The organism is Amycolatopsis thermalba, assembly GCF_023376025.1.
GTDB lineage: Bacteria > Actinomycetota > Actinomycetes > Mycobacteriales > Pseudonocardiaceae > Amycolatopsis_E > Amycolatopsis_E thermalba.
Window position 1 is genome coordinate 389,411 of the sequence record NZ_CP091196.1, and the last position, 25,409, is coordinate 414,819.

The 25,409-nt window shown below is 71.2% G+C and carries 24 protein-coding genes and 2 pseudogenes; 17 read left to right on the forward strand and 9 right to left on the reverse strand.

Annotated elements, in window-relative coordinates; genetic code table 11:
- Positions 1-7 precede the first annotated feature (7 nt).
- Positions 8-1,555: a glycosyltransferase family 87 protein gene (locus tag L1857_RS01960; RefSeq protein ID WP_116110305.1), complete on the forward strand. Its 1,548-nt coding sequence runs from the start codon at positions 8-10 to the stop codon at positions 1,553-1,555.
- A gap of 67 nt (positions 1,556-1,622) precedes the next feature.
- Here L1857_RS01960 and L1857_RS01965 read toward each other — a convergent pair whose 3' ends face one another.
- Positions 1,623-2,396 (reverse strand): deoxyribonuclease IV, encoded by a 774-nt coding sequence (locus tag L1857_RS01965; protein WP_094003262.1) that lies wholly within the window; start codon positions 2,394-2,396, stop codon positions 1,623-1,625.
- A gap of 103 nt (positions 2,397-2,499) precedes the next feature.
- Here L1857_RS01965 and L1857_RS01970 point away from each other — a divergent pair, with 103 nt between their 5' ends.
- The 12 genes from L1857_RS01970 (at position 2,500) to dnaB (ending at position 12,041) form a co-directional block, all read left to right on the forward strand.
- Positions 2,500-3,342 carry a hypothetical protein gene (locus L1857_RS01970; RefSeq protein ID WP_094003263.1) on the forward strand — a complete coding sequence of 281 codons (843 nt, stop codon included), beginning with the start codon at positions 2,500-2,502 and terminating at the stop codon, positions 3,340-3,342.
- A gap of 78 nt (positions 3,343-3,420) precedes the next feature.
- The gene (locus tag L1857_RS01975; RefSeq protein ID WP_249464325.1) at positions 3,421-4,278 is read left to right on the forward strand and encodes a hypothetical protein; all 858 of its coding nucleotides are present in this window, start codon (positions 3,421-3,423) and stop codon (positions 4,276-4,278) included.
- Between the two features lie 71 nt (positions 4,279-4,349).
- Positions 4,350-5,270 (forward strand): hypothetical protein, encoded by a 921-nt coding sequence (locus tag L1857_RS01980; protein ID WP_094003265.1) that lies wholly within the window; start codon positions 4,350-4,352, stop codon positions 5,268-5,270.
- A gap of 80 nt (positions 5,271-5,350) precedes the next feature.
- The gene (rpsF, locus tag L1857_RS01985) at positions 5,351-5,674 is read left to right on the forward strand and encodes a 30S ribosomal protein S6 (protein ID WP_020423406.1); all 324 of its coding nucleotides are present in this window, start codon (positions 5,351-5,353) and stop codon (positions 5,672-5,674) included.
- Between the two features lie 12 nt (positions 5,675-5,686).
- Positions 5,687-6,178 (forward strand): single-stranded DNA-binding protein, encoded by a 492-nt coding sequence (locus L1857_RS01990; protein ID WP_094003266.1) that lies wholly within the window; start codon positions 5,687-5,689, stop codon positions 6,176-6,178.
- Between the two features lie 35 nt (positions 6,179-6,213).
- The gene (gene rpsR / locus L1857_RS01995; protein ID WP_020423407.1) at positions 6,214-6,462 is read left to right on the forward strand and encodes a 30S ribosomal protein S18; all 249 of its coding nucleotides are present in this window, start codon (positions 6,214-6,216) and stop codon (positions 6,460-6,462) included.
- 14 nt (positions 6,463-6,476) lie between these two features.
- Positions 6,477-6,935 (forward strand): 50S ribosomal protein L9, encoded by a 459-nt coding sequence (rplI, locus tag L1857_RS02000; RefSeq protein WP_094003267.1) that lies wholly within the window; start codon positions 6,477-6,479, stop codon positions 6,933-6,935.
- A 146-nt stretch (positions 6,936-7,081) separates the two neighbouring features.
- Positions 7,082-7,474 carry a hypothetical protein gene (locus tag L1857_RS02005; RefSeq protein WP_094003268.1) on the forward strand — a complete coding sequence of 131 codons (393 nt, stop codon included), beginning with the start codon at positions 7,082-7,084 and terminating at the stop codon, positions 7,472-7,474.
- A 2-nt stretch (positions 7,475-7,476) separates the two neighbouring features.
- The gene (locus tag L1857_RS02010) at positions 7,477-8,055 is read left to right on the forward strand and encodes a DUF3558 domain-containing protein (protein ID WP_094003269.1); all 579 of its coding nucleotides are present in this window, start codon (positions 7,477-7,479) and stop codon (positions 8,053-8,055) included.
- Positions 8,056-8,096: 41 nt separating this feature from the next.
- Positions 8,097-9,389 carry a hypothetical protein gene (locus tag L1857_RS02015; protein WP_249464328.1) on the forward strand — a complete coding sequence of 431 codons (1,293 nt, stop codon included), beginning with the start codon at positions 8,097-8,099 and terminating at the stop codon, positions 9,387-9,389.
- Positions 9,390-9,400: 11 nt separating this feature from the next.
- On the forward strand, positions 9,401-10,192 hold the full coding sequence (locus L1857_RS02020) for an ESX secretion-associated protein EspG (RefSeq protein WP_094003270.1): 792 nt from the start codon (positions 9,401-9,403) through the stop codon (positions 10,190-10,192).
- A gap of 445 nt (positions 10,193-10,637) precedes the next feature.
- The gene (gene dnaB, locus L1857_RS02025; RefSeq protein WP_094003271.1) at positions 10,638-12,041 is read left to right on the forward strand and encodes a replicative DNA helicase; all 1,404 of its coding nucleotides are present in this window, start codon (positions 10,638-10,640) and stop codon (positions 12,039-12,041) included.
- A 255-nt stretch (positions 12,042-12,296) separates the two neighbouring features.
- Here dnaB and L1857_RS02030 read toward each other — a convergent pair whose 3' ends face one another.
- Entirely contained in the window at positions 12,297-12,668 is a 372-nt protein-coding gene (locus tag L1857_RS02030; protein ID WP_116110308.1) for a MerR family transcriptional regulator, read from the reverse strand.
- Positions 12,669-12,896: 228 nt separating this feature from the next.
- Between L1857_RS02030 and L1857_RS02035 the strand changes: the two are divergent.
- Positions 12,897-13,966, forward strand: a pseudogene (locus L1857_RS02035) (MFS transporter).
- Between the two features lie 62 nt (positions 13,967-14,028).
- On the forward strand, positions 14,029-14,832 hold the full coding sequence (locus L1857_RS02040; protein ID WP_240323136.1) for an alpha/beta fold hydrolase: 804 nt from the start codon (positions 14,029-14,031) through the stop codon (positions 14,830-14,832).
- 27 nt (positions 14,833-14,859) lie between these two features.
- Here L1857_RS02040 and L1857_RS02045 read toward each other — a convergent pair whose 3' ends face one another.
- The gene (locus L1857_RS02045) at positions 14,860-15,813 is read right to left on the reverse strand and encodes a helix-turn-helix transcriptional regulator (protein ID WP_240323137.1); all 954 of its coding nucleotides are present in this window, start codon (positions 15,811-15,813) and stop codon (positions 14,860-14,862) included.
- Between the two features lie 62 nt (positions 15,814-15,875).
- Here L1857_RS02045 and L1857_RS02050 point away from each other — a divergent pair.
- Positions 15,876-18,058 (forward strand): annotated as a pseudogene (locus L1857_RS02050) (excinuclease ABC subunit UvrA).
- Here L1857_RS02050 and L1857_RS02055 read toward each other — a convergent pair.
- The gene (locus L1857_RS02055) at positions 18,044-18,415 is read right to left on the reverse strand and encodes a hypothetical protein (RefSeq protein WP_094003276.1); all 372 of its coding nucleotides are present in this window, start codon (positions 18,413-18,415) and stop codon (positions 18,044-18,046) included. The pseudogene L1857_RS02050 and the gene L1857_RS02055 overlap by 15 nt on opposite strands.
- A gap of 124 nt (positions 18,416-18,539) precedes the next feature.
- Here L1857_RS02055 and L1857_RS02060 point away from each other — a divergent pair, with 124 nt between their 5' ends.
- Positions 18,540-19,310 (forward strand): dioxygenase family protein, encoded by a 771-nt coding sequence (locus L1857_RS02060; protein WP_094003277.1) that lies wholly within the window; start codon positions 18,540-18,542, stop codon positions 19,308-19,310.
- Between the two features lie 60 nt (positions 19,311-19,370).
- Here the strand turns inward: L1857_RS02060 and L1857_RS02065 are convergent, their stop codons facing one another.
- From L1857_RS02065 to L1857_RS02085, 5 genes are all read right to left on the reverse strand, one after another.
- On the reverse strand, positions 19,371-22,274 hold the full coding sequence (locus L1857_RS02065; RefSeq protein WP_249464332.1) for a beta strand repeat-containing protein: 2,904 nt from the start codon (positions 22,272-22,274) through the stop codon (positions 19,371-19,373).
- 197 nt (positions 22,275-22,471) lie between these two features.
- A complete protein-coding gene (locus L1857_RS02070; protein WP_116110318.1) occupies positions 22,472-23,383 on the reverse strand; it encodes a hypothetical protein in 912 nt (303 codons plus the stop codon).
- Between the two features lie 295 nt (positions 23,384-23,678).
- Positions 23,679-23,927, reverse strand: a complete 249-nt coding sequence (locus L1857_RS02075; protein ID WP_094003296.1) for a hypothetical protein — start codon at positions 23,925-23,927, stop codon at positions 23,679-23,681.
- A 44-nt stretch (positions 23,928-23,971) separates the two neighbouring features.
- Entirely contained in the window at positions 23,972-24,430 is a 459-nt protein-coding gene (locus tag L1857_RS02080; protein WP_094003279.1) for a hypothetical protein, read from the reverse strand.
- 164 nt (positions 24,431-24,594) lie between these two features.
- The gene (locus tag L1857_RS02085) at positions 24,595-25,335 is read right to left on the reverse strand and encodes a hypothetical protein (RefSeq protein ID WP_094003280.1); all 741 of its coding nucleotides are present in this window, start codon (positions 25,333-25,335) and stop codon (positions 24,595-24,597) included.
- Positions 25,336-25,409: the final 74 nt, after the last annotated feature.

Genomic DNA, 25,409 nt, shown 5'->3' on the forward strand with positions numbered 1-25,409 from the left:
CGCGCGGGTGTCCAGCCCGACCGACGAGACCACCTCGGCCGAACCCGCGCCGGCGTCACTCGACGCCGGTCAGCGGGTCGCGCCGTCCCGGACCGAGCCGCTGGTCGCGGCCGCGAGCAGACCGATCGGCGGTCCGCTCGGCGAGCACGCGGCGGTCGGGCGGCACTGGTTCTGGACACCCCAGCGGGTCGGGCTGGCCCTGGCCACGCTGGCGCTGGTGCTGTGCTGGTTCGGCAAGGCCAGCTGCATCCAGCAGTACGTCGACGACAGCGGGCAGACCCAGCTGGACTGGCGGTCCGGGCGCCCGTACGTGGCGATGTGCTACTCCGACGTCGTCCCGCTGTTCAGCGCCGAGCGGCTCGACCAGCCCGGCACGTTCCCGTACAAGACGAGCTGGATCGACGACGCCGGCACGCCGAACGCGCACGTCCGTTACATGGAGTACCCGGTGCTGACCGGGCTGTTCCAGTGGGCGAACGCGAAACTCGCGCAGGGCTGGAAGGCGATCGCCGACACCGGCTGGCTGCCCGGCGCGCTGCCGGTGGCGATCTACTTCAACATCACCGCGTTCTGGCTCGCGCTCGCCTGGCTGGTCACGGTGTGGGCGGTGGGCCGCACCGCGAACCGCAGACCGTGGGACGCGTGCCTCGCCGCGATCTCACCGCTGGTGCTGGTGCACGCGTTCACCAACTTCGACGCGCTGGCCACCGCGTTCGCCGCGACCGGTCTGCTCGCCTGGGCGCGGCGGAAACCGGCGGTGGCCGGGCTGCTGATCGGGCTCGGCGCGGCGGCGAAGCTGTACCCGTTGTTCCTGCTCGGGCCCCTGCTCATCCTGTGCATCCGGGCCGGGAAGCTGCGGCCGTGGGCGGTCACCGCGGGCACGGCGGTGGGCACCTGGCTGGCGGTCAACCTGCCGATCGCGCTCACGCTGAACGCGGGCTGGCAGGAGTTCTTCCGGCTCAACGCGCAACGCGGGATGGACCCGGACTCGATCTACAACGTGATCTCGTACTTCACCGGCTGGGCCGGCTTCGACGGGCCGCTCGCCGCCGGGCAGACGCCGACCTGGCTGAACGTCGTCAGCGGGGGGCTGTTCCTGGCCTGCTGCGCCGGGATCGCCTACGTCGGGCTGTCCGCGCCGGTGCGGCCGCGGCTGGCGCAGCTCTGCTTCCTGGTGGTGGCCGCGTTCCTGCTGACCAACAAGGTGTGGAGCCCGCAGTACTCGCTGTGGCTGGTGCCGCTCGCGGTGCTGGCGATCCCGCGGTGGCGGCTGCTGCTGGGCTGGATGCTGCTGGACGCGCTGGTGTGGGTGCCGCGGATGTTCTACTACCTGGGCACCGACCACAAGGGGCTGCCGCCGGACTGGTTCCTCGGGTTCGTCACGCTGCGGGACCTGGCCGTGATCGGGCTGTGCGTGCTGGTGGTGCGGGAGATCTACCGCCCGGCGGAAGACGCGGTACGCACGGCTGGCGACGACGACCCGGCCGGCGGAGTGCTCGACCGGGCCCGCGACGTGGTGGTGCTGAAGCGCCGCCGCGCCCGGCACGCGGTCTGAGCGGCGAAACCAGCCACGGCCAACAACCGCCCGTGTTCCCCCTCCAGCACCGCCGCCGCCGCGGGGGTCAGCCCAGCTTCTCCCGCAGGTAGGCGATGTCCTCGGCCTGTCCGTCGGCCGGGGTTTCGACCACCACGGGCGCTCCGGCGGCCGCCGCGACGGCCACCAGCGCCTCCGGGTCGATCGTGCCGCCGCCGTGCACCACGTTCGCGTGCTGGTCGCGTGCGGAGCCGAACTCGTCGCGCGAGTTGTTCAGGTGCACCAGGTCGATGCGGCCGGTGATGGCCATGACCTTGTCCACCACGTCGTCCAGCTCCCAGCCCGCGGCGAACGCGTGGCAGGTGTCCAGGCAGAACCCGGCGCCGAACTCGGCCACCTCGTCCCACAGCCGCGCCAGCACGTCCATCTCCCGCGCCATCGCGCCGTCGCCGCCCGCGGTGTTCTCGATCAGGATCGGCACCGCGAAACCGCCGTCGGCCGCCTGCCGTTCGAACAACTTGCGCCAGTTGGCCAAGCCCTCCGCGATGTCGTCGCCCTTGCCGATGTGACCGCCGTGCACGACCAGGCCCTTCGCGCCGACCTCCGCCGCGGCGGCCGCGTGCTGGGTGACGAGCTTGCGCGACGGGATCCGGATGCGGTTGTTCAGCGACGCGACGTTGATGATGTAGGGGGAGTGGATGAACACCTCCACCCCGGCCGCTTCGATGTCCGCCCGCGGCGGCTGCGCGACGGGTTTCTTCCAGCCCTTCGGGTCGGCCAGGAAGAACTGCACCACGTCGGCCGAGCGCTCCTTGGCCGCGGTCAGCGGGTCGTCGTCACGGACGTGCGCACCGATCTGCATGAGGCCACGCTACCGGCGGAATCCAGTCGGTTCTCCCCAACCGCACCGACGCTATGAAGTACCGTGAGCGCGGTCCGTGACACACCTGAGTGCTGGGGGACGCATGGGGAAGACCGCGCGCCGCGCCGGAGTGGCCGGGTTCGTGCTGACGCTGTCGGCCACGCTGGCCGCGCCGGGCGCGTTCGCCGAGGAAGCCGACCCCGCGCTGGCCGGCAGCTGTGACGCCACCCTGCGCGACGAGCCGGGCCAGGCACTCACCCTCGACGCGGGCGCCCCGCTCGACCAGCCCGGCGTGCTCACCGTCGGCACCGGCAGCGGCTCCGCGCCCACCGGCCCGGACCAGCGCGACCCGCTGCTGCCGCTGCCGGTGGCCGACCTGGCGAAGGCGCTGGACGTGGGCGACGCGCCGGTCGTCGGCGACGTGGCGACCGAGCAGCTCTGCCCCGGCGTGCAGGGCACGGTGAACACGCTGTCCGCGGCCACCCAGAGCCTCGTCTCCGGTCGGCCGCTCGTCCCGCCGTCCACCGGCGACCCAGCTCCGGACGACCCAGCTCCGGACGATCCGGCGCCGGAGGAACCCGCCCCCGGCGGACCGCAGCCCGGCGAGGAGACCCCGGCGCCCGGAACTCCCGTCGCCCCCGCTCCCGGCGCGACCGGCGGGATCGTGCCGGCCTCGTTCGTCACCGGTGGGTTCCTCATCGGTTCCGGGGGCGTCCCGCTGACGCCGCCGCTGTCCGCCCTGATCCGGCCCGGGGTCGTCCCGCCGGCCGCGCCCGGGCTCGTCCCACCGACTGGGACGGAACCGCCGGTGGTCACGCAGAACTCCGGGACCGCCGAGGCCATGCCGTCGCCGACCGCGCCGGCCCGGTTGCCGCTGATCATCGCGGTGTTCGCGCTCGCGATCGTGGCCGCCGCGCTCACCCGGGCCTGGATGCGCCGCGCCTGACGGCTACTTTCCGCCGTGCGGGCGTCACGCACCTGCTCTAGCTTCGTTGAACCAGTAGCGACGCGCTGGAGGACGAACATGCAGGGTCGGACACGCAGGACCGCCGCGGCGGGCGCCGCCGCCTTCGTACTGGCCGGATCGGCCGCGCTCGCCCTCCCCGCGACCGCGAGCGCGGAAACCCACACGGCCCAGTGCGGCGACACGGTCACGGCCAAACCGGGCGACGTCATCAAGACCCCGCTCGGCCTGAAGACCGTCACCGACGGGCTCACCTCGATCGTCGGCGGCCTGCTCGGCGGGCTGTGCCAGATCACCGTCAAGGTCGTGGACACGGTCGTCGAGCCGCTGCCGGTCGTCGGCGCCCCCGCCGCGAGCGCGGTCAACGGCGCCGTCGCGGGCACCACGAACGGCCTGACCAGCACGGTCGACCAGGCGGGCCGGGCGCTCGGCGGGGGTGGCGCGAGCCGGCCGCAGCCGCAGAACCCGCCGGGCACCGGCGGCCACCCGCAGACCCCGCCGGGCGGCACGCCCGGCCGCACCGAGGGCGTCGCGCCCGCCGCGATCCCCGGCTCGACCAGCCCCGTCCTGGCCGGCGACCCGTCGACGTTCAGCCTCCTGCCGTTCGGGTCGGGCAGCGCCTACGCGCCGATGCGCAACTACGCCGGGCTGCCGTTCGCGGTGTCCGCGCTGTGGGCGCCCTCGCCGGGGCTGAAGTACGGCGGGCAGATCCCCGGGTACGCGCCGCAGTACGGCGCGCTCGGCCAGCCCGCGCAGTCCGGCGAGCCGGTGCAGAACGCGGGCCAGGCCGAGGCGCTCCCGGGCGGCTCGGGCGGTGGTGGCAACGTCGCGCTACCGATGCTCATCGCCGTCGTCGCTCTGTCGGGTGTCAGCGCCGGTCTCGTACGCGCGTGGGTTCTACGGGGAGCTACCGCTTAGTATCCTTTGGGTCCGCTCGTCGTTGATCCCTTCCGGGGACACACGCCTGCGATCACTGGAGGACCGCGCTCGTGCGCAACACCAGCCTGATGAAGACCACCCGTAGAGCGCTGACCGTCGCCGCCGTCGCCGCGGCCATCGCCGGCGGCTCGCTCCTGACGGCGGGGACCGCGTCGGCGAGCACCGTGCTGTCGCAGGCGTGCACCGGCACCGTGATCGGCGCCCTCAGCGACAGCGTCGCCGTGCAGGGCAAGGACCTCGCGGGCGTGGTCAAGGCCGGCGCGCAGGAGCAGGAGTGGTTCCTGCACCTCAACGGCGTGGACCCGCAGAAGATCGCGGACACGGTCAGCAAGGCCGGCGCGATCACCGTCGGGCAGATCCCGGCGAACGCGGCCAGCGGCACGATCGGCGGTGACGCCATCGCCACCGCCGTCGCGACCACGCTGAAGAACGCGGGCGACCCGTACGCCGTCGGCCTCGGCATCGGCGCCGACCAGCAGAAGAAGACCCTCGACTCGATCTCCAACAAGGTCGCCGGCAACTGCGGGCTGACCACCTACGCGAACAACTACACCCAGCCCGGCCTCCCCGCCACGCAGCAGCCCGGCGGGGCCACGCCCGCGCCCGGAACCTCGCCGACCGCGACCAGCCCGGGCATCGCGGGCACCGGTTCGGCCACCGCCCCGCCGCGCAACTACGGCAACATCCCGGCCGCCGTCCCCGGTGTGGCCGGCGTCGCGGTGCCGCCGAGCGCGCTCTACCCGTCCTCCGCGACGCTGCCCGACCAGGCGCTGCCGCAGGTCGGCGTGCTGGGCGGCCAGTCCACCTCGGCAGGCGGCCAGGCCGACGTCCGCAACGCGGGCAACGCCAGCGCGATCGGCGGTGAACCGGCCGCGGGCAACGTCCAGCTGCCGATGCTGCTGGCGGTCGTCGCGCTGGCCGGCGTGAGCGCCGCGCTGGTCCGGACCTGGGTGCTGCGCAAACTGTCGTAGCCGCCCCGTAGACTCAACCTCGGCAAACCCTCCTGCCACGGAAAGCCCGTGGCCGTGAAGCCCACAGGAGGTGAGTGGTTGTGTCGCGCCATTACGAGGTAATGGTCATCCTCGACCCCACGCTCGACGAGCGTAAGGTCGCCCCGACCCTGGACACGTTCCTCAACGTCATCCGCACGTCCGGCGGAAGCGTGGAGAAGGTCGACGTGTGGGGCCGTCGCCGGCTCTCCTACGAGATCAAGAAGCACGCCGAGGGCATCTACGCCGTGCTCGACCTCAACAGCGAGCCCGACGCGGTGAAGGAGCTGGACCGGCAGCTGTCGCTGCAGGAGACCGTGCTCCGCACCAAGGTCGTCCGCAAGCCGGTCCCGCGCAAGGCCGCCAAGGCCGCGGCGAAGGCCTGAGGCGAATAGCCCATGGCTGGAGACACCGTCATCACCGTGGTCGGCAACCTGACGTCCGACCCCGAACTGCGGTTCACCCCGTCCGGCGCCGCCGTCGCCAACTTCACCGTCGCGTCCACGCCGCGCACCTTCGACCGCCAGACCGGCGAGTGGAAGGACGGCGAGGCGCTGTTCCTGCGCTGCAACATCTGGCGGCAGGCGGCGGAGAACGTCGCGGAGAGCCTGACGCGCGGTGCCCGCGTGGTCGTGCAGGGCCGCCTCAAGCAGCGGTCGTTCGAGACCAAGGAAGGCGAGAAGCGGACCGTCGTCGAGCTCGAGGTCGACGAGATCGGTCCCTCGCTGCGCTACGCCACCGCCAAGGTGAACAAGGTCAGCCGCGGCAGCGGCGGCGGTGGCGGCGGCTACGGCGGGAACAGCGGCGGTGGTGCCCCCGCCGACGACCCGTGGGGTTCCGCCCCGCCGGCAGGCGACAGCGGCGGTTTCGCCGACGAGCCTCCCTTCTGACCAACCACTCGTACTGAATTCCCAGGAGCATCACCGTGGCCAAGCCACCCATCCGCAAGCCCAAGAAGAAGGTCTGTGTGTTCTGCAAGGCCGAGCAGAAGGGCCACCCGGAACTCATCGACTACAAGGACACCAACCTGCTGCGGAAGTACATCTCCGACCGCGGCAAGATCCGTGCCCGCCGGGTGACCGGCAACTGCAGCCAGCACCAGCGCGACATCGCCACCGCGGTCAAGAACTCCCGCGAGATGGCGCTGCTGCCCTACACCTCGACCGCGCGCTGAGGAGGGACCACATCATGGCGAAGATCATCCTCACCACTGACGTGGCGAACCTCGGCGGCCCCGGCGACATCGTCGAGGTCAAGGACGGTTACGCGCGCAACTTCCTGCTGCCCCGCGGCTACGCCATCCAGGCCACCAAGGGCGCCGAGAAGAACGTGCAGACCATCCGCCGCGCGCAGGAGTCCCGCCGCATCCGCGACCTCGACCACGCTCGGGAGATCAAGGCCGCGCTGGAGGGTCTCGGCACCGTCGAGCTGACCGCCAAGGCCGCCGCGGGCTCGAAGAAGCTGTTCGGTTCGGTCACCACCGCCGACATCGCGAACGCGATCAAGGCGGCCGGCGGCCCGCTGCTCGACAAGCGCGTCCTGGAGACCGACGGGCACATCAAGACCGTCGGCAAGCACGCGGTGAACGCCCGCCTGCACCCCGACGTGCAGGCCTCGGTCCGCCTCGAGGTGAAGGCCGGCCAGTAGGTCGTCACGCAGTACCGACCGGGCAGGTTTCCGCAGCTCGCGGGGCCTGCCCGGTTTTTCCTGTTCGGCCGCGGGAACCGGGTGCGCTGCGCTAGCATCCAAGCGGGCGATCAATGCCGAGGCGAGAACGTAGGGGGTTCCTGGCCATGACCGGTGAGAAGCCGACCGACAGGCTCACGGAGGTACCGCCACCAGCACCGATCCAGGTGGGTGGCAACGGCAGCCCCGGCGGGTACCAGTTCTCCCCGGACGAGGTACGCGGCGTGATCAGCAAGTGGAAAGAGCTGCTGACCGACCTGCAGACGGACCTGTCGAACGCGAACACGATCGCCGAGGTCCGGCCGCCGGGACAGGAGTTCGCCAGCGGCGACTTCATCAACCGCGCCGCCAAGGTCTCCGGCGAGACCCTCCAGCTGCAGCACCAGCGAATGGTCGACTACGTCAAGAACTACATCGACGCCCTGGAGAAAGCGGCCGGGATCGTCGAGGAGCACGAGGACGAGGTCCACCGCAGCGTCGGAGGGTACCGGGCGGTCTGAGCATGAAACGCACCACTTGGCTCGCCGCCGCGCTGGTCGCCGCCGGCCTGCTGACCGGTTGCTCGCAAGGCGGCAGCACCGACGCGGCTCAGACGCCCACCGCCCCGCCGGTCGACCCGGCGCTGCGCGTGCCGTCGCCGCTGCCGTCGGGCACGCTGGTGAGCGACCCCTGCTCGGCGCTCTCGCCGGCCCAGGTCACCGAGATCGGGCTGGTCAGCCCGGGGGAGCCGTACCCGAGCCCGTCCGGACAGGGCTGCCGGTGGCAGTCGCAGGCGTACGACGCCAACAAGATCTTCATCGCCCCGCTCGGCAACCAGCAGACCGGGCTCACCGGTGTCTACGCCAACCGCGCGCAGGACAAGTACTTCGAGCCGGTCACGATCGACGGCTACCCCGCGGTCTTCGCCGCCAACGCCGACCTGCGCAGCCGCGGGACCTGCGCGTTGTGGGTCGGGGTCACCGACCAGCTCGTCGTGAACGTCAACTCGAGCATCCTGGACGGTCCGAACGTGACCGATCCGTGTCCCATCGTCGAGAAGGTCGCCGTCGCGATGGTGCAGCACCTGAAGGGGGCCGCGTGATGCACGTCCAGATCAGATTCGGCAGCAGGAGGGGTTGAGCCATGGTTGACGACTACACGGCGGGGCGCGTCGCATCGGGCGCGGCCGTCGGTGCGGCGATCGGGTCGGTCGTCCCGGGTGTCGGCACGGCGGTGGGGGCCGTCGGTGGCGCGATCGTCGGCGGTCTCGTCGGCCTGGCGAGCACGCCCGAGGCCGAGCACCACGAGGCGAACATCGGTGGCCGCACGATCGACGCGCGCAAGATCTGGGAGCAGATCAGCCCGGGTGACGCGTCCTCGCTCGTGGCCGGCGCCAACGCGGCGAAGAGCCTCAAGAGCGTGCACGAGGAACGCGGACGGCTCATCCAGCAGATCAACGACCTGATGGACAACGCTTGGAAGGGCATGGCCTCGGGTCAGGCGCAGGCGGGCGCGCACCCGCTGGGCATCTGGCTGCAGGACTCGGCCACCAACCTGGGCAAGAGCCACACCTACCTCAACGACCAGGCCAGCGCGTTCGACACGGTCAAGTCCAAGGTCCAGGAAGTGCCAGCCCAGCCGCCGGATGGCAACTTCCTCGACGGCATCAACCCGATGTCCGACGTCGACGAGCAGATCGAGCAGTACAACCAGCGCGGCAAGGCGAACGTCGACGCGTTCAACAACTACTACCAGGCCAGCATGACCAACGCGGGCGGGATGCCGCAGTACACCGCCTGGCAGGGCAACGTGTTCTCCAACGGCGGGTTGCCGGGCGGGATGCCGGGCGGCACCGGCGGCGCCGGGAACATGCCCAGCGCGTCCGGCATGCCCGGTGACTTCAAGCCGGCCAGCACCGGCAACCTGCCGCAGTTCAGCGCCACCGATCCGTCGGCCAACCTGCCGAAGGCGCCTACCGGCCCCGGCTACACGCCGGGCACCGGGTCGGGCCCGTACAACCCGGCCTTCGACGCGACCACCGCGGCGGGCTACACGCCGACCTCCACCAGCGGGTTCGGGCCCGGTAGCGGGGCCGGGTCCGGCGCGGGCGGTGGCGCCGGCGCCGGCGCGGGTGGTGGCGGTGTGGGCGCCGCCGGGTTCGGCGCCGGGTTCGGCCCGGGCGCGGGGATCGGTACGGGCGCGACGGCGGGCACGGGTGCCGGGGCCGGCGGTGCGGGCGCCGGTGGCGCGGGCGGGCGGTCCGCGCGCGGTGCGGGCCGCGCCGGCATGGCCGGGGCGCCGGGCATGGGCGGCCGCGGTGGTCACGCCAACGGCGAGGACGACGAAGAGCACGAGAACAAGTACATGGTGGGTGACGACCCGAACGAGCTGTTCGGCACCGACGAGCTGACGGCTCCGCCCGTCATCGGCGAATGAGGCCCGGGACGATGCCGGTGAGCCGGCCGCTGACGATCACCACCCCGACGCTGCTCAACCTGCTGCAGCGCCGGGGTGCGGAGCCGCACAACACGCTGTCGCCCACCGCGACCTGGTACGACGAGACCGCCCAGCGGATCATCGACCAGCAGGTCAACGCGGTGCTGACGCACCACGGCCTGATGGGGCCGCGGGGCATGGACCGCGAGTTCGCCGCGATGATCGAGTCGATCGCGCGGCCGAACGTGGAGTTCTACGGCTGGTTCGAGGGCACGTTCCCGGACGACGCGCCGCAGAACTTCACGGTCCTCGCCGGCAGCGGCGCCGGTGGCGGGTTCGTCCTGGCCCGCCACATCAAGGAGGACGTGGTGGTGATGCGGCCGCAGCGGCCGGACCAACTGCTCCCGGCGTTCGTGGACCAGATCCCGCGGGTGCCGCCCGGCGGCAGCAGCCCGCTGGTGGCGCCGAAGAGCGAGGTCTACGGCGGTGGCCGTCGGCCCTCGGGCGAGGACATGTCGATCATGCGTGGTGGTGGCGGCCGCTCCGTCGCCGATCCGGGCAAGGAGATCAAGCGCATCCTCGAGGGGCCGCGGGTGGCGGCCGGCAGCCTGTACGCGGCCGCGCGCACCCGGGCGGGCACGCGCAGGCGGTGCGACCGCGCGCTGAACTTCGTCGACACGCCCGACGGCCGCTGGCTGCTGGAGGAGCGGCCGGGCACGGGTGAGTCGCTGATCGTGCTCACTCCCGGTACGCCCCAGGCGATCGGCGAACGACTACACAACGCGATGCGCGCGCTGGGCTGATCAGTGCACCGGACCCCCCGCTCGGCCGAGTGGGGGGGTCTTCTACTGTCCGTAGGCTTGATCCACAGGCCGAGGCCAGCACGAGGCCGCGACACGCCGAAGATCGGGTGCGCGGCGACACGCCGAAGTTTTTTCAGTGAAGTTCTCCACAGGTTACCCACAGGGTTTGAACTGCGGTTTTCCTGCCGGTCAGATGAGTTGCCCCCAGGTTGTCCACAGGGGAAGCCGTACCTGTGACTGGTTCGGCCCGCTCCTCCACAAGCTGTCCACAGAACGGTCCCCAAGCAGGTTTGCACTGGTCCGTCCGAGCGATCTACGGTTCCCGCCGGAGTAGTCGCACTCAGTGGCCGGAAGACACGGTCCCACCGGTGCGGCGGGTCCCACGCTCCGGCCGGAGATCCGGCATAATCGAACTGGTGTTCGCTGTCTGGGAGGTATCCGCGCGGTGGCGCTGACTGACGACCGTGGTCCGGCTTATCCGTCCGATCCCGGTCCCGAGGACCCGGGGCCGCGGTACGGCGAGTTCGACCGTCAGCCGCCCCAGGACATCCCGGCCGAGCAGTCCGTGCTGGGCGGCATGCTGCTGTCCAAGGACGCCATCGCCGACGTCGTCGAGGTGCTCTCGCCCAACGACTTCTACCTGCCCAAGCACCAGGCGGTCTACGACTGCATCCTCGACCTCTACGCGCGCGGTGAACCGGCCGACCCGATCACCGTCTCCGCGGAACTGGAACGACGCGGCGAACTCGCGCGCGTGGGCGGCGCGCCCTACCTGCACACGCTGATCGCGACCGTGCCCACCGCCGCGAACGCCGGCTACTACGCGCAGATCGTCGGGGAGAAGGCCATCCTGCGGCGGCTGGTCGAGGCCGGCACGCGGATCGTGCAGTACGGCTACGGCGCCGCGAACGACGGCGGCGACATCAACGAGGTCGTCGACCGCGCGCAGGCCGCCATCTACGACGTCACCGAGCGCCGCACCAGCGAGGACTACGTGGCGCTGGAGGAACTGCTCCAGCCCACCATGGACGAGATCGACGCGATCGCCTCGCGCGGTGGGGTGTCGCAGGGTGTGCCGACCGGCTTCGCCGACCTCGACGAGGTGACCAACGGCCTGCACCCCGGGCAGATGGTCATCGTCGCGGCACGGCCAGGTGTCGGCAAGTCGACCCTGGGGCTGGACTTCGCGCGGTCGTGCTCCATCAAGCACGGCATGAGCAGCGTCATCTTCTCCCTGGAGATGAGCCGCATCGAGATCGTGATGCGCATGCTGTCCGCGGAGGCCCGGATCCGGCTCGCGGACATGCGCAGCGGCCGCATGTCCGACGACGACTGGACGCGGCTGGCGCGGCGGATGAGCGAGATCAGCGAGGCGCCGCTGTTCATCGACGACTCGCCGAACATGACGATGATGGAGATCCGCGCCAAGGCCCGGCGGCTCAAGCAGCGCAACGACCTGAAGCTCGTCGTGGTCGACTACATGCAGCTGATGACCTCCGGCAAGCGCGTCGAGTCGCGGCAGCAGGAGGTCTCGGAGTTCTCCCGTCAGCTCAAGCTGCTGGCCAAGGAGCTCGAGGTGCCGGTGGTCGCGATCAGCCAGCTGAACCGCGGCCCGGAACAGCGGACCGACAAGCGCCCGATGCTGTCCGACCTGCGTGAGTCCGGCTCGCTGGAGCAGGACGCGGACATGGTCATCCTGATCAACCGCCCGGACGCGTGGGAGCGGGACGACCCGCGCGCCGGCGAGGCGGACCTGATCCTGGCGAAGCACCGCGCGGGTCCGACCAGCACGATCGTCGTCGCGCACCAGCTGCACTACAGCCGGTTCGCGGACCTCGCCCAAGGCTGATGCCCGGGTATGCAGGGTCTCAAATCTGACTTCATTTTTTCACCGGTGATTTCATCTCGGTTTCATTTATGAAGTCTGTTTGAGACTGGGCTGTCTGGATGGTGTCTGCGCCTCGCCTACAGCTACTCGGTCTATGGGAACGGTGATGGCGGGTACGACAGGGCCGGAAGCATTTCGGGTTTCGGGAGTGTTCGGTCGCGGATGCGGAGAAGCTGACCGAGTGGCTGGCAATAGGCTCAGCAGACCCGACATCGGTCAGGAGGCTCGGATATTGCGGCGTACGGCGTCGAGGTAGTCGGTGATGGCCTGGTGGTTCTTGGTGAGGCATTCGATTTTTTCGACCATGCGATCGCGTTCGCGTTCGAGCGTTGCGACCATGTCTGGCGTGACGTAGGGCATGTGGATCGTGCGGGGGGTGTTCAGGCAGGGCAGGATCTGCTTGATGATCCGTGTGGGCAGCCCTGCGTCGAGCAGGCCTCGTACCTGGAGAACCCGGTCAACGACGTACTCCTCATAGTCCCGGTATCCGTTGGGCAGTCGATCCGACGCGATCAGTCCCTGCTCCTCGTAGTAGCGCAGCAACCTCATCGAAGTCCGGGTGCGCGTCGACAGCTCACCGATCCGCATATCCCTCTCCTCGCCCTCTGTGGCTGGCGTTCTGTGACTCGGCAGACACCGAGTTTGACCTTCACACTAATGTCACCCATCGACGATAGGGCTATGACGCGACCAGATACGCTGCCACCTCGCTCAAGAACGAACGCCCGGCTCCCGCTGGCGGGTCTTCTGGCCTTGGCCACCACCGGGTTCATCACGCTCCTCACCGAGACGATGCCCGCCGGGGTGCTTCCCGGGATGAGCCGAGACCTGGGTGTGAGCGAGAGCACTGCCGGGCAGAGCGTCACCGTCTTCGCGATCGGGGCGATCCTCGCCGCGATCCCGCTCACCAAGGCGACGATCGGCTGGCCGCGCCGACACTTGCTGCTGTTGGCGATCGCAGGACTCGCGATCGCCAACAGCGTCACCGCGCTCTCCGAGAGCTTCGCACTTACGCTAGCCGCCCGGTGCCTCGGCGGCATCGTCGGCGGGTTGCTCTGGGCGCTGTTGGCCGGGTACGCGGTACGGATGGTTCCCTCACATCAGCGCGGCAAGGCAATGGCGATCGCGATGGGGGCGCAATCGTTGCCCTGTCCGTCGGAGTTCCTGCTGCGGCGTTTCTGGCCAAGCTCGTCGAGTGGCGATACGCGTTCGGGATCATGACCGTCCTCACGCTCGCGTTGATCGTGTGGGTCATCGCGGCGGTGCCGAGCTTCCCCGGACAGCCCAAGGGCTCACGGCTCCCGCTCACCCGTACCATTCGCATTCCCGGCGTAGCGCCCGTGCTCTTCGTGACCCTCACGTTCGTGCTCGCCCACAGCATCCTCTACACCTACATCGCCCCGTTCCTCACACCGCTCGGCATGGCAGGTCAAGTCGACGCCGTGCTGCTCACCTTCGGCCTGGTGTCGCTGGTGAGCATCTGGATCGCCGGAGCGCTCGTCCATCGGCACCTGCGCCTCCTCATGATCCTCGCGTGCGCGCTCTTCGCGACATGCACGCTGCTGCTCGGCATCTTCTCCGGCGTGCCTTCGCTCGTCTACGCCAGCGCGGCGCTCTGGGGGCTCGCGTTCGGCGGCACCTCCACCCTGTTGCAGACCGCAGTCGCCGAAGCAGCAGGCGACGCCGGCGATGTCGCCCAAGCACTCCTCACCACCGGATGGAACGTCGGAATCGCCGGTGGTGGCATCATCGGAGGCCTCGTCCTCAGCGGATCGGATGCATCCTGGCTGAGTTGGGTCGCGCTCGCACTGCTCGTCCCTGCACTCGCCACTGTGCTCACGGCACGCAAACACGGGTTCACCAAGGGAGAACTCGGCAGCCGCTGAACCACCGCTGCCCGCGACCCGAGAAAGGCCACGGCTTTGAGACTGTCCTTCAGGACCCTGCGGTGAGAGAACGAGCAAAACCGCAGGTCGCTAAAGATCGACATGTCATCGGCGACGGGACCCTACACGGGTACTTCACCGCCCGGGACGGCGTGGAACTGGCCTACCGGGAGGTCGGTGCCGGGCGTCCGCTCGTGTTGATCCACGGCTTCTTCTCCACCTCGCGGGTCAACTGGGTCACCTACGGCCACGCCGAGCACCTCGCGGGGCTGGGCTTCCGCGTGATCATGCCGGACCTGCGCGGCCACGGGGAGAGCGGGAAGCCGCACGATCCGGCCGCCTACCCGCCGGACGTGCTCGCCGACGACGGGTTCGACCTGGTCGAGCACCTCGGGCTCACCGACTACGACCTGGGCGGCTACTCGCTCGGCGGGCGGACGACCATCCGGATGCTGGTGCGCGGCGCCCGGCCCCGCCGGGCGGTGGTGGCCGGGATGGGGCTGCGCGGAATCGAGCACACCGGCGGCGGCAACGCGCACTTCCGCAGGGTGCTGACCGGCCTGGGCACGTTCGAGCGCGGCACGCCGGAGTGGCGGGCGGAGGCGTTCTTCCGGCAGATCGGCGGCGACCGCGACGCACTGCTGCACGTCCTGGACACCTCGATCGACACGCCCCGCACCGTGCTGGAGCACCTGGACGTGCCGACGCTCGTGGTCGCCGGGATCGAGGACCCGCACCACCGGACCGCCCGCGACCTCGCCGAGGTGCTGCCGCACGGCCGGTACGTCAACGTGCCGGGCAACCACCTCAGCGCGGTCGCGCGCCCCGAACTCGGCCACGCGATCGGCGAGTTCCTCACCTCGTAGGCCGAGCAGCTCCGGCCGCTCAGGGCCTCACCCTCCCGTCGCCGCGCGGATGCGTTCGGCGAGTTCGCGGGACCGCTCGACGAGTTCCGGCGGGCCTTCGATGGTGTACGGCACGCCGACCATCGGCAAGGTCATCGCCAGCCACTCCCACGAGTCCACCGGCGTGACGAACCGGCAGCTGTGCTCGTCGAGGGGCTCCAGCGTGCCGGCTTCGGTCATCAGCCGTTCGGCGACCACCGGCGCCGGCGCGTCGAACCGGACGACACCGCGGTGCCTGCTGAGCGGGAAGTTCGCGCTGGACTGCACGAAGCTCACCGGGTCCGGCGGCAGCGGTCGCGGGACGAACGTCGTCCCGGGCACGGTCACGCCGGTGATCCGGTCGATCCGGAAGGTGCGCCAGTCCCGCCGGTCGACGTCCCAGGCCAACAGGTACCACCGCTTGCCCAGCAGCACCTGGCGGTACGGCTCGACCCGGCGTTCGCCGCGCTCCCCGGTCCGCGTCGTGTAGCCGAACCGCACGTCCTGGCGGGCGTGGGCGGCCGTGGCGAGCTGCTGGAGCACCCGCAGGTCGAGCAGGCCCGCCGCCCGCGACACCGCCTCCGTCGAGGCCAGCACCGCCGCGATCCGGTACCGCAACCGCGACGGCAGCACCTGTTCCAGCTTCCGCAGCGCGCCGTCGGCCGCGCCCGTGGCACCGTCGACCTGGGCCAGTGCGGCGAACCGCAGACCGACGACCGTGGCCACCGCCTCCTCGTCGGTCAGCAGCAGCGGCGGCATCGCGCGGCCGGCCACGAGCTGGTAGCGGCCGCCGGGGCCGGACACCGACGACACCGGGAAGCCCAGCTCACGCAACCGTTCGATGTCCCGGCGCAGGGTGCGTGGCGAGACGCCCAACCGGGTCGTCAGATCCGCGCCGCTCCAGGTGCGGCCGGTCTGCAGCAACGACAGCAGCTCCAGCATCCGCGCGCTCGGTCCGTGCACGAATCGATGGTGGCAGGAATCGCGGCCGGAATGTGGCCGCGATCGTTCCTAGCGTCGGGCGCATGACAGAACTACGGGTCGTGGGTGCCCGGGAGCACAACCTCCGGGACGTCACCGTCGCACTGCCGAAGCACGCGTTCACGGTGGTCACCGGGGTGTCCGGATCGGGCAAGTCCTCGCTGGTGTTCGACACCATCGCGGCCGAGTCCCAGCGGCAGCTCAACGAAACGTTCACCACCTTCGTGCGCAACCGGCTGCCCCGCTACGGCCAGCCCGACGTCGACGCGATCGAGAACCTGTCGGCCGCGATCGTGGTGGACCAGAAACGCCTCGGCGGTGGCCCGCGCTCGACGGTCGGCACGGTCACCGACATCTACTCGCTGATGCGGTTGCTGTGGTCGCGGGCCGGACGGCCGTTCGCCGGGTACTCGAACGCGTTCTCCTTCAACGACCCGCAGGGGATGTGCCCGCGCTGCACCGGCCTGGGCACCGCCCGGACGATCGTGGTCGACGAGCTCATCGACCGCGGCCGCTCGCTGAACGAGGGCGCGATCCGGTTCCCCACCTTCCAGCCCGGCGGCTGGATGTGGCGCACCTTCGCCGACTCCGGCCGGTTCGACCTGGACAAGCCGCTCGCCGAGTACTCGACGGCGGAGTGGGACGGGTTCCTGCACGGCTCACCGGACCACGAAGGCCTGTTGCCGCGGTTCGAACGCATCTGGCTGCCGAAGGACGCCGACGCGCTGAAGGGCCGCACCCGCGAGGCGTTCGAGCGGGTGGTGACCGAGGAGACCTGCCCGAAGTGCCACGGCGCGCGGCTGGCCCCCGAGGCGCTGGCGTCCACAGTGGCCGGACGTTCGATCGCCGAGTGCGCGGCGATGGAGGCCGAGGACCTGCTGGCCTTCGTGCGCACGCTGACCGAACCGGAGCCGGTGGTCGCGGGACTGGTCGCGCAGCTGGAGCGGCTCGTGTCGATCGGTCTCGGTTACCTCACGATGGACCGGCCGACCTCGACCCTGTCCGGCGGTGAATCGCAGCGCGTGAAGATGGTGCGGCACCTCGGCAGCAGCCTCACCGACATGCTCTACGTCTTCGACGAGCCGAGTGTCGGCCTGCACCCGGACGATGTGACGCAGCTGGTCGCCCTGCTGAAGAGCCTGCGGGACAAGGGGAACACCGTGCTGGTGGTGGAGCACGACCCGGACGTGATCGCCGCGGCCGACCACGTCATCGACCTGGGCCCCGGCGCCGGGCAGGACGGCGGCCGGGTGGTCTACCAGGGCGCGGTCGCCGGGCTGGCGGACACCCCGACCGGCCGCTACCTGCGGCACCGCCCGCGGATCAAGGAAAACCCGCGGCGGGCCGAACGCTTCCTGGAGATCCGCGGCGCCACGCGGCACAACCTGCGCGAAGTCGACGCGGACATCCCGCTCGGTGTGCTGACCGTCGTCACCGGTGTGGCCGGATCCGGCAAGAGCACGCTGGTGCACGGGTTCGTCCCGGACGCGGTGTCGGTCGACCAGAGCCCGATCCGCGGGTCGCGCCGGTCCAGCCCGGCGACCTTCACCGGGATCCTCGACGGCATCCGGCAACGCTTCGCCACGGCGAACGGGGTGAGCCCCTCGCTGTTCAGCGCCAACTCGGCGGGGGCGTGCCCGCGCTGCCACGGCCTCGGCGTGATCTACACCGACCTGGCCTTCCTCGACCCGATGGTCTCGACGTGCGAGGAGTGCCAGGGACGCCGCTTCGTCGTGGACGTCCTGCGGTACACCTACCGGGGTCGCACGATCAGCGACGTGCTCGACCTCAGCGCGCGGGACGCGCGGACGGTGTTCCCCGACGAGCCGATGCTGGACCGGCTGGTCGAGGCCGGACTGGGATACCTGTCGCTGGGCCAGCCGCTGAACACGTTGTCCGGCGGGGAACGGCAACGCCTGAAGCTGGCCGTCGAGCTCGCCCGCCCGGCCGGATCTACGTCTTCGACGAACCCACGACCGGACTGCACCCCTCCGACGTCGCCGGACTGGTCGACCTGTTCGACCGGCTGGTGGCGGGCGGCTCGACCGTCGTGGTCATCGAGCACAACCTCGACGTGATCGCCAGGGCGGACTGGATCATCGACCTGGGTCCGGGGCCGGGCAGGCACGGCGGGCGGGTGCTGTTCCAGGGGCCACCCGCGGAGCTGGCCCGTCAGCCGCGGTCGAAGACCGGGCGGCACCTGGTCCGGCTGTCAGGGGACCGCTAGGCCGGCCCGCCGGAGCGCCTCTTCCACGCGCAGCCGCTCCACGTCGCGTTCCACGCCTTCCGGCAGCTCGTCCAGCCAGTGCCGCAGGCCGAGCGCCGCGCAAGCCTGGACCAGCAACGCGTCGTACGCCTGGTGGGTGGCGCGGCGGCGCAGCATCGGCGCGTCCGGGGCCAGGTCCGCCAGGCACCGGTGCACGCGGCGCAGGTCCGCGGCGAGCTGCTCGATCGGCGGGCCGGCCGGCGCTGGTTCCGTGCGGCGCCGGAGGGCGGCGACCACCGCGGGGGTCTTGCTCGCGAGCCAGAACAGCACCGGGGGCGTGGCACACACGACCAGGTAGATCGCCACGTTGACCACCATGGTTCAGGATAGGCGCCCGCCGTCCGCGCCGCGCCAGTCTGTACCGGTTCCGCGCCCGGGAATACCCCGCGACCCCGGTGCGTCGGGTACCGTAGTAGTTGAACTTTCAAACATGGAGGCTGCGATGAGTGCGACTCCCGTGCTCTACCTGAGCCACGGCGCGCCGCCGCTCGCCGATGACGCGCTGTGGACCCGCCAGCTGGCCGACTGGTCGGCGAACCTGCCCAAGCCCACGGCGATCCTCGTCGTCTCGGCGCACTGGGAGGAGGCGCCGGTGACCGTCGGCGCGACCACGACGGTTCCGCTGGTCTACGACTTCTGGGGCTTCCCCGACCACTACTACACCGTCACCTACCCGGCACCCGGCGCGCCCGACCTGGCCGCGAAGGTGCGCAAGCTCCTGACCGGCCCGGGCACCGAGGTGCACGAGGCGCCCGACCGCGGCCTCGACCACGGCGCCTACGTGCCGCTCGTCGAGATGTACCCGGACGCGGACGTGCCGGTGCTGCAGATGTCCATGCCCACGCTGGACCCGCGGAAGCTGTTCGAGCTGGGCCGCAAGCTGCGGCCGCTGCGGGACGAGGGCGTGCTGATCATCGGCAGCGGGTTCTTCACGCACAACCTCTCCGCGATGGGCGTCGGCGTGGACGGCACCCCGCCGCGGTGGTCCGCCGAGTTCGACCAGTGGGGCGCGGAAACGCTGCGGGCCAACGACATCGACGCGTTGCTCGACTTCCGCCACAAGGCGCCCGCCGCGACGCTCGCGCACCCGCGCATCGAGCACTTCGCGCCGCTGTTCGTCAGCCTCGGCGCCGGTTCCGCGGACGCCGAGCCGGAGACCGTCATCGACGGCTACTGGTACGGCCTGGCGAAACGGTCCGTGCAGATCGGCTGACCCGCACGCGAAAAACGGGCCCGGGAGCACACGCTCCCGGGCCCGCTTCACGTCAGGGCATCAGCCCTTGATGTTGATCCCCTTGCCGCTGACCAGGTCGCTGACCTGCTCGAAGACGGCGGTCGGGTTGGAGTCCAGCTGCGCGATGGCCGGGACGTCGCCGGTGGGCAGCACGCCCTCGACGCTCGTCGGCAGCTCGGGCAGCTCGGGCAGGCCCGCACCCGGCAGCTCGGCCGGCAGCGCGGAGCGCTCCGCGCGGGCGGGCAGCGCCGGCAGCTTCGGCAGGGCGGTGGCGCCCATCTCCGGCATCGTGATCGGCAGGTCGATCTGCGGCTCCTGGCCGGCGACCGAGATGTCCGTCGCGTTGCGCACCGTCGTGCTGGTGACCGCGATCAGGCCCAGCGGGATGTCGTAGACCTGGGCGACGACGCCGACCGGAACCTGCTTGGTGATCCCGGACAGGGCCTTGGCCGGGCCGGACGTGGTGTCCGTGCCGCCCACGGTGCCGACCGTGGTGTTGTCGGCGAACGCGTGCGCGACCCCGCCCAGCGAGACGGCGTTGCCGAACACCTGCGCCACGGCCGCGGCCGGGACGTCGAAGATGTCGCCGGACAGCGCGCCACCCTCGCCCGAGGTGGTGATGTCGCCACCCGAGTTGGCCTCGGTGCTGTTCACACCGGCCGCGTGCGCGACACCGACCAGGCTCGCGGCGTTGCCGAAGACCTGGGCCACCGGCAGCAGCTGGGCCGCGACCACGTTGCCGGCGATCGAGCCGCCCTCACCGTTGGTCTCGGCGTCGCCGCCCGCGGTCGACACGACGTCGTTGGACGCGACGCCCTTGACCACGCCGCCCCACACCGCGGCGTCACCGAAGACGGTGGCCACGGCGCCGACCGGCGCCTCGACGATGTTGCCCGCGATCGAGCCACCCTCACCGGTGGTGGACAGGTCGCCACCCGCGGTCGAGTCGGTCACGTTCTCCGACTCGCCGAAGCCGTTGCCGATCCACGCCCCGCCGATGCCGTGCACCTGCGCGGGCAGCGACACCGGCGCCGCGCCGATGTTGCCGGACAGGAAGCCGCCCTTACCGGTCGCGTGGCCGATGCCACCCGCCGTCGAGGTGGTGTCGGTGGTGGCCGCGCCGGAGCCCTGGCCGATCCACGCGCCACCGATGCCGAACGCCTGCACCGGCGCCGAAACCGGCACCTGGACCAGGTTCGCGCTGGCCGCGGCGTTGTCGTCCTGGGTGTTGCCGCCGCCACCGGAGGTCACGGTCTTGGTCTCGGACGCCTCCCCGGCGCCCTGACCGATCCACGACCCGCCGACACCGAAGACCTCGGCGGGCAGGGCCACCGGAGTCTGCACGACGTTGCCCGAGCCGGTGGAGTCGTTGCCCTGGCTGCCGTTGTACCCGCCGGCCTTGACGTCCTTGGTCTCGGTCGCGCTGCCCGAGGCGTTGCCGATCCACGAGCCGCCGACGCCGAACACCTCGACGGTGCCCGCGGGCGGGGCGGACACGGTGTTGCCGCCGAGGAACGAGCCGTTGCCGGTGGTGTAGGTGCCCGAGCCGGCCTCGGCCTCGACGTCGTTGTCGCAGCCGCTGGCGTGCGCGTTGCCGATCCAGGTCCCGCCGACGCAGAACGCCTCGACCGGGAGCGCGACGGGCGCGTCGGCGATGTTGCCGGAACCGGCCGCGTCCTCACCGCTGGTGCTGGTGAAGCCACCGGCCTGCGCGTCGCTGCCGAGGTCCACGCCGCCGCCCTGGCGGTCCGCGCCGCCGCCGACGAGCGAGTTTCCGATCCAGGCCGCGGCGTTGCCCGCGACGGTCGCCGGAACCGCGGGCTGCGGCTGCGCGACGTTGCCCGCCAGGAACGAGTCGTCCCCGTCGGTCTGGATGTAGGTCGGGATGTCGTTCATGCCCGGCTTGGTGTCGCCGGCCTCGGCCTCGGTCTCGTAGGCGCCGGACGGGACGTCGGCGTCGCCACCCCAGGAGACGGCGTTGCCGGACACCTTGGCGGGCAGCGCCACCGGGATCCCGGCGACGTTACCGGTGCCCGCACCCTTCGAACCGTGCGTCTCGATCGAGCCGCCGGACTCCGCCTCGCTGGAGCCTTCGAAGTCGGTCTCGGCGTGGCCGAGGAACCAGCCCAGGGCGTTGCCCGACACCTGCAGCGGCGTCGCGCCCTGCGGGGCGACGACGTTGCCGGACAGGCCGCCGTTGGTGCCGTCGGTGACGATGTCACCGGTGGTCGACGCCTCCTGCGTCGCGCTGCCCGAGGTGTGGCCGCTGCCGACCAGGCCGAGCGCGTTGCCCGAGATCTGGATGGGTGCGGCCCAGTCCAGCGCGACGACGTTGCCGGCGAAACCGCCGTGCGAACCGTCGGTGTTGATGTCCGAGTCGTGCTCGTAGGTCTGCGTCGCGTCGGACTCGACCGCCGCGTCGCCCAGCACGCCGAGGGCGTTGCCGCTGATCAGGATCGGCACGGCGATGTTGCCCGAGACCTTGTTGCCGTGGAACGGGTCACCGTTGTCCTGCACCGAGGGGGTGGCGTCCTGCGCCACGGTGGCGCGCTGCGAACCGGGGTGGGTCGCCTGGCCGACGCGCTGCGCCGCACCGCTGGCGGCGTCGGTGGCCTTGGCGATGACGCCGTTGGCGGCGCCCATGGCCGGGGCGGCGGGCTTCAGCGCGCCGGTCTTGGTGACCGGGGCGGCCGCCTTGTTCACCGCGCCGGTGACCGGCTTGGTGCTGATCTCCTTGTCGACCTCAGGGAGGTCGACCTGCTTGCCCAGGGTGCCCAGGGCGTTGTCCTGGACCTTCACCGGGACGCTCAGGTTGACGTCCAGCGGACCGGCAGGACTGTCCGGGTTGATGTTCTCGTCGGCAGATGCGATGCCGGTACCCAGCATCAGCAAGCCACCCGTGACCAGCGCGGTCTGAATTCCGCGCTTTGCCCAGGTCTGCATCGAGGGTTTCTCCTTTTCTTCGGGTTCCCTTGCGGGGCTTGAAGTCGGTGCACTGACAGAGCACCGGGGATCGCGGGCATGGGTGAGGAAGCCCGCGAGGGCTGGAAAAAGCGGGGTGCTCTGGCTGTGCGCGCGACGCCGGTCCGAAGAAGGGGCACGGCGAACAGGGCGGCGCTTCGAGCTACCCCGCGCGAAAATCAGTCAGGAGTGACACCGGGCTGCTCGCCCGGCTGAACCGGCGTGTGCCGGGAAACGATGCGGACGGCACTGCGGTCGTCCACACCACGCACGGCCGGGCCGCCGGCGGGAACGCCGAACAGCAGGCCGTCGATGTGACCACCGGTGACAGCGCCACCGGGGGCGAACGGAACACCCGCGGGTGCGAGCGGTCCGCGCAGCGGCGAGTACGGGAACTGGTCCCGCCGGTCGCCGGAGGAACGGTCGGTGCCGCGGTCGTGCGGACCGACCTTGGACACCACGCCGTGCGGTACGTCCGGCACCGCCTTCGCGACCGGACCCATCACGGGCGCGGCTGCGGGGGCGGGCAGGACGTCGGCCGCGGGGAGCGCGGCCGACTGCTCGGCGTCGTCGAAGCCACGCAGGCCCGGCAGCTTGATCAGGCTCTTGCCGCCCGGGTGCAGGAAACCCCACACCTTGTTGCCGAACTCGGCGACCGCGGGCGGCGGGGTCAGCGCCTGGCCGATCACCTGCGGCGCGTCCTGCGGCTTGCGGCTGATGTGCTCGGCGGTGCCGAGGGTGCGCTCGACCGGACGCAGCACCGCGTCGCGGGTGAACGAGTGGACCGTCTGACGCAGGTCCGCCGCGGCGGCCTCGCCACGGGCCGGGTCCGCCGGGCCGCCGGCCATGCCGTACTTCAGCGCGGTGGCGGTGGCGTTGCCGACCAGGTCGGAGACGCCCCAGGTGAGGTCGTCGGTCGCGGTGACCACGCGGTCGGTGACCGGGGTCGCCTCGTCCCCGCTGGTGCGGGTGTCCGCCGGTGCGGGGGCGAGCTGGGTGGCGGAGGCGGTGGCGTCGCCGATCAGCCAGGCGGCCGTGGTGCCCAGGACGGCACCGGCGATCACGAGCAGGGCGCGGACGAGCCAGCGCACGGCCGAAGCCGTACCCCGTCCCATGGCCGCGTTCGCCTGCAACACCGTCTCCTGTCGAAGAAGTTGATCGCGATTTCCCGGTCGAGCCGTGTCCGAAACGTGCTCGCATTGATGCGGTAATCGCTTGCGCTGTCGAGATAACCAAAACTCGGGGGGCCCTCGCACCCTCGACACGACTTGATCGCACGATCGTGTGAAGAACACCGGGTGTGGCCGGACATCACGGGACGTGATCGGACCGGCCACACCCGCGGGGCGCCCAGAACGCGAGGGATCCTGGGCGCCCCAAGGGAAATCAGCCCAGCGCGCCCTGGACGATCGACGGGATCGCACCCGCCCAGGCGGAGCTGGCGAGACCCGCGGCACCGGCACCGGCCAGCGCGCCGGACTCGTTCCACGCGTTCACGTAGTCCGCACCCGTCGGGTGCGACGGCACCACGACGGGGGCGGTCAGTTCGTCCGCCGACGCGGTTCCACCGGCGAAGGCGAAAGCGCCGAGGGCGATGGCGAGAGCGGCGGCGCCACGCATCAGGGTCCTGCTCATGATCTGCACTCCTTCGTTGTGGGCGTTCGGTTCCGGTGAAAGCGCTATCCGAGCGCGCCCTGGACGATCGACGGGATCGCACCCGCCCAGGCGGAGCTGGCGAGACCCGCGGCACCCGCACCCGCCAACGCGCCGGACTCGTTCCACGCATTGACGTAGTCCGCGCCCGTCGGGTCGGACGGGACGACCACCGGCGCGGTCAGCCCGCTGTCCTCCCGGCCGCTGACCGAACCCGCCGCCCCCTGCACGATCGACGGGATCGCACCCGCCCAGGCGGAGCTGACCAGACCCGCGGCACCGGCGCCGAAGCACGCCCCGGACTGGTTCCACGCGTTCACGTAATCGGCGCCCGTCGGGTGCGAAGGCACCTGCGCGGGGCAGGTCAGACCGGACGGTTCCGCGCCGGTCGCCGCCGACGCCGTCCCACCGGAGACACCCATCGCGAGCAGGCCGGCCCCCACCAGCACCGCCGCGGCCGTCGTCTTGCGGAATTTGCTGAACATCGTCAGTGCACTCCTTTTCAATCGACCGGAAGTTCCACGCACTCCCGTCGCAACTGACGTTAAACGTCGAATGGAAGAATGCGCCAGATCGATTACCCGGAAGTGTGAAGAAAGCGCTTTCGGGCAGCACACAGAGCCGCTCCACTGCTGGTCAGAGCGGCTGTTCAGGGCACAAAGGGAAACGGTTGGAAAAGTCGTGCGGACGTGCCGGGAAATCGATCGGGAAACTTTCGGACGCGTTCCGCCCGGAGGAATCCGCGGTCGGCGGAATGGGATTCCGCGACCACGGCGAACGGCATCGGCGGCGGCGCCGGGCGCAGCGGGCAGACGCCGGCCGCGTCCGTGGCGTGCACCGGAGCCGCGCAGGCGCCGTGCACCGGTGCCGCCGGTTCGGGCGCGCCCGGTCCGGGTTCGACCGGTTTGGGTTCGACCGGTTTGGGCTCAGCGGGTTCGGGCTGCACCGGGGCGGGTTCCGACGCGGGGAGCGGCGCCGGTGAGGTGACCTTCGGCGGAACCGGTGGCGGCTCCGGCACTCGCGGCAGCACCGGAGCGGCCCGGCGATCGGGCACAGCCGGCGGCGGCTTCGGCGCGCTCGCCCGGGTGGTTCCGGCGGCCCGCGGCCGCACCGGTTCCGCGAACACCGGCGTGGTGCCGGTCACCGAAGCGACGATCCGGTCGGTTCGCAGCGGCGGCGCGATGATCCCGGTCACCTGCCGCACGACGTCGTGCACCGGCTCGGTCGTCCCACCGACCAGGCCGAGCAAGGGGGACAGCGGATCCGGCACCGCCTCGTCCGCCGACGCCGACGACGCGACGAGCCAGGACACCAGGGTGACCGCGAACGCCCCGGCGATGCCGAGCAGTACGCGCACCAGGATGTTCCCGGCCGTGGTCCGTCGCGTCATGGAGAAGCTGCCACTCCTCTCATCGCGCTGGGTGGTCAGCGCGATCACGCAGTGTCGATCTTGGTCGAAGATTG